The 13,600-nt window shown below is 74.8% G+C and carries 13 protein-coding genes; 8 read left to right on the top strand and 5 right to left on the bottom strand.

Annotated elements, in window-relative coordinates:
• Positions 1 to 24 precede the first annotated feature (24 nt).
• Positions 25 to 648 (bottom strand): hypothetical protein, encoded by a 624-nt coding sequence (locus tag OP86_RS36350; protein WP_157849629.1) that lies wholly within the window; start codon positions 646 to 648, stop codon positions 25 to 27.
• Between the two features lie 137 nt (positions 649 to 785).
• Positions 786 to 1,640: a hypothetical protein gene (locus OP86_RS00705; RefSeq protein WP_030056447.1), complete on the bottom strand. Its 855-nt coding sequence runs from the start codon at positions 1,638 to 1,640 to the stop codon at positions 786 to 788.
• 239 nt (positions 1,641 to 1,879) lie between these two features.
• Here OP86_RS00705 and OP86_RS00700 point away from each other — a divergent pair, with 239 nt between their 5' ends.
• The 3 genes from OP86_RS00700 to OP86_RS00690 all read left to right on the top strand — a co-directional run bounded on the left by OP86_RS00700 (position 1,880) and on the right by OP86_RS00690 (position 4,489).
• Entirely contained in the window at positions 1,880 to 2,323 is a 444-nt protein-coding gene (locus OP86_RS00700; RefSeq protein WP_030056446.1) for a pyridoxamine 5'-phosphate oxidase family protein, read from the top strand.
• 151 nt (positions 2,324 to 2,474) lie between these two features.
• Entirely contained in the window at positions 2,475 to 2,927 is a 453-nt protein-coding gene (locus tag OP86_RS00695; protein WP_030056445.1) for a MaoC family dehydratase, read from the top strand.
• A gap of 329 nt (positions 2,928 to 3,256) precedes the next feature.
• Positions 3,257 to 4,489, top strand: coding sequence for an MBL fold metallo-hydrolase (locus OP86_RS00690; protein ID WP_078588362.1), 1,233 nt, complete (start codon positions 3,257 to 3,259; stop codon positions 4,487 to 4,489).
• A gap of 88 nt (positions 4,490 to 4,577) precedes the next feature.
• On the opposite strand, the gene OP86_RS00685 is transcribed toward OP86_RS00690, so the two are convergent.
• Both OP86_RS00685 and OP86_RS00680 read right to left on the bottom strand, forming a co-directional pair.
• Positions 4,578 to 7,304 carry a DUF7824 domain-containing protein gene (locus OP86_RS00685; protein ID WP_157849628.1) on the bottom strand — a complete coding sequence of 909 codons (2,727 nt, stop codon included), beginning with the start codon at positions 7,302 to 7,304 and terminating at the stop codon, positions 4,578 to 4,580.
• On the bottom strand, positions 7,301 to 8,656 hold the full coding sequence (locus OP86_RS00680; RefSeq protein WP_030254348.1) for an SWIM zinc finger family protein: 1,356 nt from the start codon (positions 8,654 to 8,656) through the stop codon (positions 7,301 to 7,303). Before OP86_RS00680 ends, OP86_RS00685 begins: the two co-directional genes overlap by 4 nt.
• A 136-nt stretch (positions 8,657 to 8,792) precedes the next feature.
• Here OP86_RS00680 and OP86_RS00675 point away from each other — a divergent pair, with 136 nt between their 5' ends.
• On the top strand, positions 8,793 to 9,692 hold the full coding sequence (locus tag OP86_RS00675; protein ID WP_030056441.1) for an acyl-CoA thioesterase: 900 nt from the start codon (positions 8,793 to 8,795) through the stop codon (positions 9,690 to 9,692).
• Positions 9,693 to 9,849: 157 nt separating this feature from the next.
• Positions 9,850 to 10,500, top strand: a complete 651-nt coding sequence (locus OP86_RS00670; RefSeq protein ID WP_030056440.1) for a TetR/AcrR family transcriptional regulator — start codon at positions 9,850 to 9,852, stop codon at positions 10,498 to 10,500.
• 84 nt (positions 10,501 to 10,584) lie between these two features.
• Here OP86_RS00670 and OP86_RS00665 read toward each other — a convergent pair whose 3' ends face one another.
• Positions 10,585 to 11,889, bottom strand: a complete 1,305-nt coding sequence (locus OP86_RS00665; RefSeq protein ID WP_030254352.1) for a sulfite oxidase — start codon at positions 11,887 to 11,889, stop codon at positions 10,585 to 10,587.
• 173 nt (positions 11,890 to 12,062) lie between these two features.
• Between OP86_RS00665 and OP86_RS00660 the strand changes: the two genes are divergently transcribed.
• The 3 genes from OP86_RS00660 to OP86_RS00650 all read left to right on the top strand — a co-directional run bounded on the left by OP86_RS00660 (position 12,063) and on the right by OP86_RS00650 (position 13,555).
• Positions 12,063 to 12,827, top strand: a complete 765-nt coding sequence (locus tag OP86_RS00660) for an alpha/beta fold hydrolase (RefSeq protein WP_030254354.1) — start codon at positions 12,063 to 12,065, stop codon at positions 12,825 to 12,827.
• Positions 12,828 to 12,870: 43 nt separating this feature from the next.
• Positions 12,871 to 13,242: a MerR family transcriptional regulator gene (locus OP86_RS00655; RefSeq protein WP_030056437.1), complete on the top strand. Its 372-nt coding sequence runs from the start codon at positions 12,871 to 12,873 to the stop codon at positions 13,240 to 13,242.
• Between the two features lie 133 nt (positions 13,243 to 13,375).
• Complete coding sequence (locus OP86_RS00650; protein ID WP_030056436.1) at positions 13,376 to 13,555, top strand: hypothetical protein; 180 nt, start codon at positions 13,376 to 13,378, stop codon at positions 13,553 to 13,555.
• The last annotated feature ends 45 nt before the right edge of the window (positions 13,556 to 13,600 follow it).

Raw genomic sequence — 13,600 nt, 5'->3', positions numbered from 1 at the left:
ATCGCCCGGCCGGTTTCCTCGCGTTCAGCATGTCCGGTCCACCTCCCGTGTGAACTCGTAGATCAGCCAATGCTCTTGGAACATGCGCAGCGACGCCTTCGCGACGTACCGGTTCAGGCGTTGGCCCGGATCCTTCGCGGCCCCGGTGACGGCATCGACGCGGTGCCAGTCGGTCAGGTCGACGCAGTCCTCGATCACGGCGGTTTGCGGATCGGCTTTCAGGTCGATGGCCTTGACCACCGGCGAATTGCGCGGCGTGCCGGTCATCACCACTTTGGCGTCGCGGAGTTGGCGAAGGCCGACGAGGGTGTCGGACAGGGCCCGCCCGGAGGAGTACTGCTCCAGTGTGTAGCCGTCCGAATCCGGTCGCCCGAAAACCTCGGCCTGGACCTGCCACCAGTCCTGATACGCCTTCAACGCGACCCGCCCCAGGGCCCCTTCGGGTCCGTCGGTCGGCGCGATCGTGGCGTTTACCGAACCACTCGAAGGGGTTAGCGGGTTCACTCCCGCAACAGGTGGCGCAGTCGCCCCGAGGTGATCGACGGAACCTCCGGCACCACCGCTCGCGCAAGCGCCGAGAAGCAACACCAGAACCGCCCCGCCGACCCCGACCGCCCCAGGGCGCAACACATTTCCGCGCTGCCGCATCGCCCCACCTCGTCGCGACCGACCCGATCAGTGATCCACGGCCGCCAGAAGAATTCCGCTGTCCCGCCGGTGTTTCCGCTGGGGATCGATTCTTCGCCAACCCACCCCATCACGGCAACACCTCAGGCCCCCTGACCTTACGCGGAAGGCGGTTCCGTCGGGGCACTTTCCCGCCACAGAACGGCCAACAGTTCTTCGGAAAGCGACAATCCGGCCAATGCGCCCCGAACCGCGGCCCGATTGCGCATCAACAGGCGCCCGCCGTGCGGCGGAACGAGCAGGCGCGCGCCCGGCGCACCCGAACTACCGGCCGACTCTCCCCCGTCCGTCAGCGCTGCCACGGCGGGCTGGAGGTCCGACGGGGAGACGGCCGCGGGGGCACCCGGGACACCCTGGCGCAGGACGGTGGTCAGAGCCCGGCTGAACGAGCCCTCACCGCCCGGCAGTACGGCGTCCCGGCCGCGTCTGCCCGAGGCGTAGCGACCGATCCGGCCCCACAGCGGGACGCGCGAGTAGCTCAGCAGTTCGCCCGCGCCGTCCTCGCCGCCGCCGCGCTCCAGGGCGGCCCAGGTGTCCCGGTCGGCCACCGCGTCGACCAGCAGCAGCGCCTCCCCCTGGTCCCCGTGCACCATCGCGCTGACCACCCAGTCCCAGGCCAGGCCCCGGCGGTAGGCGTTGTCAGCGGTGCTGCCGCCGGTGACCAGGGCGAGCCGGCGCCCGCGCGGATCGGCCACCAACTGGCCGACCAGGCAGACCACCAGCCAGCGACCGGGGTGCTGGGCCGCGTCCCGGACGGCGGTGAGCATCGCGTTGGCGTCCGCGTCCGGCGGCGCCGTGGTGACCCGGCAGCCGGCCGCGCCGGTGTCGAAGCACATCCCGGGCAGCACCTCGGCGAGCAGCCGGGCGCCGTCCGGCGCGAGCGCCGAACCGCCGAAGGCCCGGTCCGGCCCGCCGTCCGCCCCGATCACCACCAGATCGACCCCGCCCGCCATCCGTCCCCCCTCCCGGCCGGCCCCGGCACCCCGGGGCCGCCACCCACCGCTGTGGTCACCCGCCGCGCGGCTCACGGGCGAGCCGCCGTTCGCGTCACCGTCCGCCGTCCGCCGTCCGCATCACCGGCCGCCGCCGGGCAGGCTACCGCCCGGACGGCCGCCGACGGGGCTCCCGGCCCGTCCGCTCAGGGACCATGGGCCCTATCGACGCGGGCGCCGACCGGAGGACGATCGGACGCATGGAGCCTGAGGACCGTGTGGAGACCCTGAGCCAGGCCGAGTGCCTGCGGTTGCTCAGCACCGTGCCCGTCGGGCGCGTGGTGTACACCGAGCACGCACTGCCGGCCGTCCTGCCGGTCTCCTTCGAGGTCCTGGACGGGCGGCTGGTGCTCGCCGTGCGCCGGGGAAGTGCCACCGCGCGCGGGCTTGACGGCACGGTGGTGGCCTTCCAGGCCGATCTGCTGGACCCGGTCACCCGCACCGGCTGGAGCGTGCTGGTGCACGGGCGGGCCGACGTGGTGCGCGAGCCCGAGCAGGTACGGCGGGTGCTGCGCTCCGGCCTGCGACCGTGGGTGGGCGACCCGGAGCCGCTGTTCGTGGCGCTGGTGCCGGAGCTGGTGAGCGGCCGCCGACTGTTCCCGACCGGGCTGGGCGCCCTGGGCCGCGCCGCACTGCGGCCGTGAGCACGACGGCCGCGGCGCCTCCGTCCTGTCCGTCTCCGGCTGGCTCCCGGACCGCTGACGGTTCTCGGGCTCCTGACAGATACCGGTGGGTAGGCATACGCTTCCGGCGTCCTGACCCCTCCCCGGGCCTGTCCCTCTCCAGGAGCGCACCGTGACGACCTTCGCCTCCCTCGCCGAGCTGACCGCCGCCGTCGGCACCGAGCTGGGCACCAGCGAGTGGCACACCATCGAGCAACGGCAGATCGACCTGTTCGCCGAGGCGACCGGCGACCACCAGTGGATCCACGTGGACCCGGAGCGGGCGAAGGAGAGCCAGTTCGGCTCCACCATCGCGCACGGCTACCTGACCCAGTCGATGATCCCGGTGCTGGCGAAGGAGTGCTACGCCGTCGAGGACGTGCGGATGGCGCTGAACTACGGCTCCGAGAAGGTCCGCTTCCCGGCTCCGGTGCCGGTGGGCACGTCGATCCGGGCCACCGCCGAGCTGATCTCGGCCACCGAGGTGCCGGGTGGCGTCCAGGCCGTGGTGCGGTTCACCATCACGAGCGAGCAGAGCGCCAAGCCGCACTGCGTCGCCGAGACGATCACCCGCTTCTACGCCTGACCGGACCCAGGGCGGGGCGGCCGGGCCGCATCGGGCCGAACTGGACCGTACCCCGCCCGGGCCCAAGCGGCCGGGTACGCCGATTGGACCGTGCCGGGCCTTCCACCAGGTCCGGACGGCCCACGGCGAGTAACCTCCGACGAGATGGTTGTCGTACCGCAAAGGCCCCACCTGCCACCGCGATACGCGCCCCGGCACGCCCGGTAGCCGTGACCGTCCTTGGAGGAGCCGTGCCCCGCCCCGTCTCGTGGTTCTCCCGCCTCGCCGGTCTGTCCTCGCAGTTCGCCCCGCCGTCCGCCGGCCCCGCCGCCGACCGCGCCGTCCCCGGGCTGGCCGGGCTGCCCCGGGCCGCCTGGCACCGGGTCCGCACCGACGCCTTCGGCGCCGAGCCCCGGGGCGAGCGGCTGGCCCGGATCCGCCGCTCCCCGCAGTTCGCCGACGGCGCCTTCCGCAACCCGGTGCCGACCCGCCGCCTGGTGTACGAGCGCAGCCCGCTGGAGATCACCCGCGCCCAGCTCACCGGCGACAAGACCCGACGGTTCCCGGCCGCCGCCGTACCGGTGCACCGGCTGCTCCCGGCCGACCTGGCCACCCCGCCGGGCTCCGGGCTGCGGCTGACCTGGCTGGGCCACGCCACCGTGCTCGCCGAGATCGCCGGACGGCGCGTCCTGCTCGACCCGGTCTGGGGCGACCGCTGCTCCCCGTTCGGCTGGACCGGGCCCAAGCGGCTGCACCCGGTACCGCTGCCGCTGTCCGAACTCGGGCCGGTGGACGTCGTGGTGATCTCCCACGACCACTACGACCACCTCGACATGGACACCGTCCGGGCGCTGATCGGGACGGGCGCGGTGTTCGCCGTCCCGCTCGGGGTCGGGGCGCACCTGGAGCACTGGGGCGCACCGGCCGAGCAGATCGTCGAGCTGGACTGGTGGGAGTCGGCCGAGGTCGCCGGGCTGACCCTGACCGCCACACCGGCCCGCCACTACTGCAGCCGCGGCCCGCGCACCAGCACGCTGTTCCTGTGGGCGTCCTGGGTGGTCGCCGGCGGCGGGCACCGGATCTTCCACAGCGGGGACACCGGCTACTTCCCCGGCTTCACCGAGATCGGCCGCCGGCTGGGCCCCTTCGACGCGACCATGATGCAGGTCGGCGCGTACAGCGACTTCTGGCCCGAGGTGCACATGACGCCCGAGGAGGGCGTCCGGGCGCACCTGGACCTGGGCGGCGACCTGCTGCTGCCGATCCACTGGTGCACCTTCAACCTCGCGCTGCACCCCTGGGAGGAGCCCGCCGAGCGGGTGGTCGTGGCCGCCCAGGCGCTCGGCGCCCGCCTCACCGTCCCCCGCCCCGGCAAGCCCTTCGAGCCCGCCGACCCGCCCGCCCTCCGCCTCTGGTGGCGTGCCGTCTCCGGCGCTCCGCGCGACATCGAGCCACTGGCCGACGAGCGGGCAGCGGAGGCGATGGCGGCCGAAGCGAAGGCTGCGGAGGCGGCCTCCGCGACGACCGAGGTGCGCGAACAGGTGACAGATTTCAGCGAACAGATTTCAAAGTCTGTTCGCTGAAATCCGTTCGCTGAAATCCGTTCGCTGAAATCTGTCTGCTGAAATCCGTTCGCCGAAGCCCGTTCTCCGAAGCCCGCTCGCCGCCCGGTCAGCCCGCGAGGACGTCCCGCAGCGCCCGGGCTTCCTTGACCACCCGGCTCGACCCGTCCTTCGCCGCCGTCGCCGTCACCTCGGCCACCGGGCCGCGGGCGCCGGTGCGCCGGGCGCAGTCGGCGGCGAGGCCGAGCAGGTCGCCGAGGCCTCGCACGGACGGCTCGGCCGCGCCCAGCAGGCCCGGCAGCGCCGCCCCGAGCACCGACCACACCGTGCCGTACGCGCCCGTCCCCGCCGCCAACGCGAGCGCCGACGCCAGCCGGGTGGGCTTGACCGTGCCGCAGGCCGCCAGCCCGCCCAGCTCGCGGCCGAGCAGTTCGCCGTCCAGGTCGCCGCGCGCGGCGAGCACCAGCAGGGCGTCCACGGCCGCCGTGCGGTCCTCGGTGTGCCGGGCGCCGAGGCCGTACGCCACCACCAGGTGCACGGCGAGCCCGGCCGGGCCGCCGGCCTCGGCGAGCACGGGCAGCATCCGCCCGGCGCCGCGCTCGTCCCGGTCGGCGCCGGCGGCGACGTGGTCGAGCCAGCGGGCGGCCAGCTCCTCCCGGTGCCAGGGCAGCATCGCGGCCCACTGCGCGGTGGGCCACCAGGGCCAGGAACCGACCTTCCGGACCCGGGCCACGCTCGGCTCGGTGCCCTCCAGCAGCGCCCGGAACTCGGGCCCGAGCCGCTCGCCGTCCGGGCCCTTGGGCCCTGCGCCGATGCCCGGCTGGGCGACGGCCACCCGCCGGACGTCCTCCCACCAGCGCTCCCCGTAGTGGTGGCCGTGCTGCGAGCCCCGGCCGGGCGCGAACAGCACCCGCTCGGACGGCTGGCCGGGGAGGCCGCCGGTGCGCAGCCAGTGCGCGACCCACCGACCGGCCGGCGAGCCGAGTGCTTCGGCGGCCCGCTGCGAATCGGTGTCCGTACCGGGGCCGACCCGCAGCAGGGCCGCGCACAGGTCGGTCTTGCCCGGCGTCATGCCCGCCTTCTCGTACCCGGCGAGGCGCTCGACCAGCACGGCCGCGTCCAGCGCGCCGCTGCTGTCGGTCGGGGTGGCCAGCAGGTAGGGCGGCCGGTCGGCGGTCACCTGCCAGGCGGCCTCCTCCAGCCGGGCGGCGAGGACGGTGCCGTGGACGGTGTTGGCACGGCCGCGCAGCTGGGAGTGGCCCTTGTTCCCGAGGGAGCCCCAGAGCCGGTGCGGCGGGGTCTCGCCCGCCACCGCGGCGGCGACGTAGAGGATGTCCCGGGGCTTGCAGTCCTGCCAGCGGCCGACGCCGTGCCACGGGTGCACCCGGCGGACCGGTTCCAGCGCCTCGACGAGCGCGGTGCGGTCCAGGTGGGCCTGCCGGACCAGGCCGTCCAGTACTCGTTCGAAGACGGCGACCTCCGGCTCCTCGGCGGCGAGCAGGGCGGACAGCTCCTCGGCCAGCTCGGCCGCCGAGGCGATCGGGGCACCCAGCGGGCGCGGCTCGGGGACGGGCGGGAGGGTCTCGTTCCACCCGGCGTCCGGATCGTGGTCGTCCCCGCCGCCGACCGGCGCGCCGAGCAGCTCGCCGGCCCGGCGGTGGTGAACGGGGTTCAGCGCCTCGGCCGCGAACCGCAGCTCCGGCAGCACCGCCTCCCCCGCCGCCGTCAGGTGACGGGCCACCACGTTGAGCGCCCGCTCCTGGACGCCCGGGTCCGCGGACCCGAAGGCCTGGGCCGCTGCTAGCACCACCGGCCCGGAGCGCTCGGGCGCCCGCCGGGCGGCCCGCTCCAGCCAGCCCAGCTGGGCGCGCACCAGCTTCTTCTCGGTCCGGAACAGCACCACCGCCGAGGCCTCGGTCAGCAGCTCGGGCTCGATCAGCCCGGCCTCGTCCAGCTCCGCGAGCACCTCCTGGGCGTGCCCGGCGATCACCGACAGGCCGTCCAGCAGCGCCACCACGTCCCGGGCGCGGGCCGCGTACTCCTCGGGCGTGGGAGCGAGGGCCCGCAGCACCTCCAGGAAGGCCCGCTGGTCGGCGGGTTTGCCACCGCGCAGCAGCCGGGCCAGGCAGCAGTCGATCACCGTCGCCCGGTCCACCACGCCGGCCGCGGCCAGCTCGGCGACGGCCTCCGTCCAGACGTCGCCGGGGCGCGGGCTCAGCCGGAACGTCAAGGTGTGCCCGACGTCGGCGAGTTCGAACAGCAGCGGCAGCAGCACCGGGGTGAAGGCGTCGGTGCGCAGCCGGTCGGCCAGGGTGGCGCGTGGTCCGCCCCGGTCGACGGAGCGGTTCAGCCAGTCCCGGACGAAGGACTCGCCGGTCGGCACCGCACAGCCGGTGCGCCGGACGACGGCCTCGATGAGCAGGTACATCGACCAGCCCCAAGCCCTGGTCGGCCGGGCGGCCAGCCGGGCGGCCACCTCGATCTGCCAATCCTGCGGCTGCGCTTCCACGACCGCGTGCAGTTCGGGGTACCGGGCCCACTCCCGGGACGTGAAGTCGCCGCCGGCGATCCAGGCGGCGGCGCCCGCCGGGCCCGGGTGGCACCCGGCCCCGGCCACCAGCAGCGCGCCCTTGGACTCGACCCCGGTGTGCGACCAGTCGTCCCGGAGCTCCTTGCGCAGTTCCTTGAGCGTGGTCAGGCAGGCCCGCCGCTGCGCCTTGTCCAGCCCGGCCAGCAGTTCCGGTATCGCCTCGATGGACCCGCTCCGGACGGCCGCCCGCAGGTCCGCCACCGGCTCCGGTGCCACGCCGACCACCGTCTCCTCCACCACGCTCACGCTCCCGACTCCCGCACCATCCCGACCGCCAGCGCGTGCTTGCACGGCCCGCGCCCGCCGCGGTACTTGGCCCACCACAGGCAGGTGCAGCTCATCCGCCCCGCCGCGTCCGTGCGCACCCGCTGGATGTGGTCCTCCACCGTGACGACGGCCGTCGCACCGCCCTCCTCCAGCCGCACCGCGCCCGCCTCGACGAGCGCCCGGGCCGCCCGCAGCCGTGGGTTGGCCGCCTCGGCGCGCCCGGCGTCGTACGGCAGCTGACGGTGGAAGTACGCGGCCTCGGCGGTGTCGTAGCCGATCTGCCCGGCGGTGCCGAGCCGGGTGAGCGCGGCGCGTACCCGATCGGGGCTCAGGCCGGACTGCTCGGCCAGATCCCCGACCTCGATCCGCGGCTCCCAGGCGAGCAGCACCGACACCAGCTCGGCGTCCTGCTCGGCCGTGCCGGTGGCGAGCGCGTCGAGCACCCCGCCCTCTCCGGAGAAGCCGCGGGAGGCGTCGGGTGACAGCGTCAGGGTGAGCCGCATCCCGGGCAGCACCGCCTCCCAGGCGGAGGCGGTCGACTCCCCGGCGGACAGCGGCCCGTACACCCGCAGGGCGAGCGCGTGCCGCAGCACCCGCTGCAGGGCGGCGAGCCGCTCGGCCCCGGGCAGGCAGACCGCGCCCGGCACCGGCCGGGTGGTCGGCCGCAGCGTCCGCCCGGCCGGGACGACCCAGCCGACGCTGCCGCGCCCGCCGCGCGGCAGCGAGCGCAGGAAGCGGACCGCCTCGGCGGCGGGCAGCTCGGCGCGCAGCTCGAAGCCGGCCGCGACGACCTGGGTCTCGGCGAAGCCGCGCAGCCAGCGCTCCGGCAGCGGGACCTTCTTCTCGACCAGCGGGCCGTCGAAGGTGGTGACCTCCAGCGCGTCCGGCCCGACCGCGAGGTGCAGCGGGTCGGCCGGGCCGATCCTGGTCAGCGCCTCGCGCAGCGGGTTGTTGACGTCCACGTTGGTGGTGCCGTGGCCGATCTCGTCGCCGTCGAGCCCGGCGCCCAGCACGTCGAGCCGGGCGTAGACGCCGCAGCAGCCGGAGAAGGACTCGAAGCGCAGCCGGTCCCCGTTCGCGGTGACCACCGGGTCGAGCGAGGCGCGCAGCCGCGGTTGGAAGTAGCGGGCGGCGGCGACGTCCGCGACGGCGAGCAGCGCGGCGGCGGCCGGCGCCGGGTCGGCCAGGAAGCCCGCGAAGAAGCGCGGGTTGGCGGCGGCGCCGAGCGGGGTGGCGCCGCCGGAGGTGGCCAGGTCGAGGCGCCGGCCGTCGGCGCCGTCCAGGACGGCCGACGGGCGCAGATAGGCGTACGCGTGTGCGGATTGCGTCATGGCGAGCACGCTAGGTGAGGGGTCTGACAATCCATCGGGGAACCACCGGACTGAAACGTGTTCTACAGCAAACCGACCCCCGGAGGAGTTACCCACGTCACACCACGGAACGGTTGGCTTCTGCCACTATGACCCCGTGACCGACCTGACCGAACCGCACGTCCGGGCCGCCCGGCCGACCTCCCCGTTCGCCGATCTGCTGGAGATCGAGCAGCTGGACGAGAACACGTTCCGGGGCTTGTGCCACGCCGGCGCCCCGATGCGCGCCTTCGGCGGCCACGTCGCCGCGCAGGCGCTCGTCGCCGCCGGGCGCACCGTCGAGGACCGGCGCCCGGTGCACTCGCTGCACGGCTACTTCCTGCTCCCGGGCACCCCGACCCAGCCGATCGACTACCTGGTCGAGCGGGTCCGCGAGGGCGTCTCCTACACCACCCGCCGGGTGACGGCCGTCCAGAAGGGGAACGAGATCTTCTCGCTCACCGCCTCCTTCAAGCACCCCGAACCGGCCACCGACCGCCGCCGCGAGATGCCGGCGCTGCCCGCTCCGGAGTCCCTGCCGGACGCCGTCGCCCACGCGCCCGACGAGGTCCGCACGATGGTCGCGGCGACCGGCGGCTTCCAGGACCTCGACGTGCGCTTCGTCCCGCCGGGCGCACCGGGTCTGCCGCCGGCCGCCCCCGGGCTGCTCCAGCAGTTCGTCTGGATGCGCACCGCCTCCCCGCTGCCGGACGGCGACCCGCTGCTGCACGCCGGCGCGCTCGCCTACCTCTCCGACCTCACCCTGGCCTCCACCGCCGGGCTGGACGAGCAGCAGAACTTCTTCCAGCGCACCGAGCCGCCCACCCTGCTGATGGCCTCGCTGGACCACGCGATGTGGTTCCACCGCCCCTTCCGGGCCGACGAGTGGCTGCTGTTCGCCCAGCGCAGCCCGTCCGCCTCGGACGGCCGGGGCCTGGCGCTCGGTGAGTTCTACGACCGGGACGGCCGGCTGGTCGCCTCCGCCGTCCAGGAGGCCCTGATCCGCCGCCAGCCGTAGGACCCGACCGGCCCCCTTCCGTTCACCGACGGCTCCCCGGAACCCGCCCCGGCCTGCCTTCCGGCACGCCCCGGGAGGCCCGGTGACCTCCCGGCGAACGGAAGGGGGCCGGTCGGCGTCATACTCCTGAGCGGCCCCGGCCCGTATCATGGTGCGGGTGACCAAGGTTGACCTGTCACCACGGCCGGTGGAGGCGATGTCTCCGCGTCAGCTCGAACGCCGCGAAAGCCTGATCGCGGCCGCGCTCGCCCTGGTGAACGAGATCGGCGTCGAGCGGCTGCAGATGAAGCAGGTCTGCGAGCGGTCCGGAGTCGCCCTGGGGACGGCGTACCGCTACTTCTCCTCCAAGGACCACCTCCTGGCGGCGGCGATCGCCGAGTGGCACCGCCTGCTGCTGGCCGACCTGGTGGCCGAGCTGCGCGGGCCCCGGGCCGGGTCGGGGGCCACCGACCGGGCGGTCCGGTTCGTCCGGGGCGGGATGCGGGCGTACCAGAGGCAGCCCGAACTCGCCCGGCTGCGAGTCGCCGTGGCCGCCTCCACCGACCCCTTCGCCAGCGAGGCGCTGCAAGGCATGGCCCGGGCCGACAGCACCGCCCTGCAGGCGGTGACCGCCGAGGTGCCGGCCGCCGCGAGCGACCTGGTGCGGCACATCGTCGGCCACGCCTGGCAGGGCGAGCTGACCGCCTGGGTGACCGGCCGCACCACGCTCGGGGACGCCCGCCGGCGGCTGGAGGACGTGGTGCGGCTGGTGCTGACCCCGTACGAGACGCGGTACCCCGCCCCGTACGAGGTCCAGTCCACCGGCTGACCCCGGGCGGGCTCAGAGCGCCGTCACCAGGCGGGCTCAGAGCGCCGCCACCGGGCAGGCTCAGTGCACCGTCACCGGGCAGGCTCAGACCACGGTCACCGGGTGGGCCACCACCGCGCCGAACAGGTAGCCCTCCCGGTTGAACGGCTCCCGCTCGGGCTGGGTGTTGCCCCGGCGGTCCGTCGCACGGGCGCGCAGCTCGTACCGGCCGGGCCGCTCGGGGCGCCAATCGACGCTCCAGCGTGTCCAGTCGTCGGCGTGCGAGCCGCCGTACGGCTCGGCGGACCGCCAGGTCCGGCCGCCGTCGGTGCTCACCTCGACCCGGCGCACCGCCGCCGTGCCGGACCACGAGCGCCCGTACAGCCGGTGCTCGCGGCCCGCCCCCAGCTGCGCGCCCGCAGCCAGCTCGAAGGCGCACTTCACCACCTGATTGGCGAGCGGTTCGCCGCCGCCGGTCGGGTAGTCCGGACCGAACATCCGGTAGAAGTCGGTGTTCCACGGCGAATACAGCGGACGGTCGGCGACCTCGATGCTGCCCACCCACTTGATCGAGGCGATACCCACCCAGCCGGGCACCACCAGCCGGGCCGGGGCGCCATGGTCGGGGGTCAGCGGCTCGCCGTTCATCTCGTACGCCAGCAGCACGTCGTCCAGCGCCTTGGCGATCGGCAGCGGTCGGCGCACCGGGCCGTAGTTGGTGCCGCCCGCGACGTAGTCCGGGTCGAGGCCGGTGGGCAGCACGTCCACCGCCGCCCCGGTCAGCCCGGCGGCCCGCAGCACCTCGGCCAGTCGCACGCCCCGCCAGCTCGCCGAACCGACGCCGCCGAGCGTCCACGGCGTGCCGGGGACGGGCTGGTTCTGCTGGCTGAGGAAGTAGCTGCGGCCGTTGCCGGCGCACTCGATCAGCGCGCTGATCCGGGTGGACGGCAGCTCCCGCAGGTCGTCCAGGCCGAACTCGACCGGATCCTGCACCGTCGGCGCGCCGCGCAGACCGCTGCCGAACAGCTTGAGGCTCCAGGTGTCGGGGTCGACCAGCGGAGTACTGGTGTGGTTGCGGACGAAGAACCGCTCGACCGGTACGTGCCGACCGATGACGGACTCGCCGTCGGCGTCACGGAAGGCATCCCAGCGCATCTCGGCGTTGGTACCGCGCGGGACGAACCACTCGGCGGGCAGCGGTTTGACGATTCCGGGCACCGGCCTGGGCACCTCCTCGGCGGCCGCCCGGCCCGGAGCAAGCGTCGGGGCGGCCAGTGCGGGCGCGGCGAGCGCCCCGGCGGCGGAGACCATCCGCAGCAGTGACCGGCGGTCCACGCCGTCGGCGCGTGCCTCGTGTCCGGTGGCCTGCTTCGGAGCTGACTCGTTCCGGGTGCGGACCTCGTCGTCCATCAGCGGAACTCCTTCCGTCTCAGCGTAGGCGGTTCGACGGTGCGCTCGACCACGGCCGGGGCCCGGAGCCCGCCCTGGACGGGCTCTTCGCCTCCCCGGCTTGACCTTCTCACCGGTGTGAACTCCTACCGTTCCCACTGTCGGTGAAACCCCAGCCCACAGAGGAGCACCCCATGTCGGCCACCCCGCTCGCCCGGATCGTCCAGGGCTCAGGCCCCGGCCTGCTGCTCGCGCACGGCGCCGGTGGCAGCGCCCGGGACAACTGGGGCCTGCTGCTGCCCGACCTCGCCGCCCACCGCACCGTCGTCGCCCCCGACTACCCCGGCTCCGGCGACAGCCCGTACGAGCCCGGTGAGCGCACCCTGGACGAGTTGGCCGAGCGGCTCGTCGCCGCCGCCGACGAGGAGGGCCTGGACACCTTCGACCTGGCCGGCTACTCGCTCGGCGCCGCCGTCGCCGTCCGGATCGCCACCGGCCACCCCGGGCGGGTCCGCTCGCTGCTGCTGCTCGCGGGCGTGGCCGGCGGCTCGGCGCGGACGCGGGTGCTCTCCGACCTGTTCGTCGACCTGGAGGAGCGGCCCGAGGACCTCGCCCGGCTGATGCTCACCGTCGTGTTCGGCGGGAGCTGGGTGGACGCCCTGCCCGCCGACCGGCTCGCGGGGCTGCAGGAGGCGCTCAAGTCCCCGCTGCCGTCCGGCTTCCCGCAGCAGTTCCGGCTCGCCGGCACGGTCGACGTGCGCGCGGAGCTGGCCGCGCTAGCAGTGCCGACGGTGGTCGTCGGCACGACCGAGGACATGCTCGTCCCGCCGTCCCAGCACCGCCTGCTGGCCGAGGGCATCCCCGGCGCGCGCTACGTCGAACTCCCCTCCGGGCACCTGCCGATGGTCGAGGCACTGCCCGAACTGCGCGACGTCTTCCTGGAGTTCGTGAAGGGCTGACCGGCACGGGAACACCCCGGCCCGCGGCGGCGTTCGCCCGATCATGCGCATCGGAGAACTCGCCCGCGTGACCGGGGTGTCCGCCCGCCTGCTCCGCTACTACGAGGAGCAGGGCCTGCTCCGGCCCGCCCGGACGACGGCCGGCTACCGCGAGTACGGCGAGCAGGACACCGTACGGGTGTGGCAGATCCGCAGCCTGCTCGCGGCCGGCCTGACCACCCGCGTCATCGCCGAACTGCTGCCCTGCGCCACCGGCCCCGTCCCGGTCCTGGAGGCCTGCCCGAACCTGCTCGCCACCCTGCGCGGCGAACTCGCCGACCTGGACGCCCGGATCGACGACCTCACCCGCAGCCGCCGGGCGCTCTCCCGCTACCTCGCCACCGCGCACGACCCGGGCGAGGAGCAGGCGGCCTGACGGGGGGACGTAGACCAGCACATACGCCCCGCTCACGACGGGTGGGGCGTACGCGGCCAACCGACGCCCAAGCCCCGTCCGGACTTCACCCGCGCGTACCGACCGTTCACGCCGCCCTGGAAGCCTCCCTGTCATGAACGCCAGCCCTCAGGCGCCCTACCAGGAACCGCGCTTCCCGCTCCCCCAGCGGCACCGCCGCCTCCTCGCGTGCACCGCCGTCCTCGCCTCCATCGCCCTCGGCACCCTCGGCGTCGGCGCCACGGTGGAAACCGTCGAACACGGCCCCGTCGTCAGCGCCACCGCCAGCAAGTAGCCGCCGACCGCACAGCCCACCCTCCCAGCACCGCCACCCCGCACG

Origin of the sequence: Streptomyces novaecaesareae (genome assembly GCF_000716875.1) — a bacterium.
In the GTDB taxonomy this organism is placed as follows: domain Bacteria; phylum Actinomycetota; class Actinomycetes; order Streptomycetales; family Streptomycetaceae; genus Kitasatospora; species Kitasatospora novaecaesareae.
Note: the sequence above shows the minus strand (reverse complement) of the source record. Positions and strands in the feature narration are given on the sequence as shown.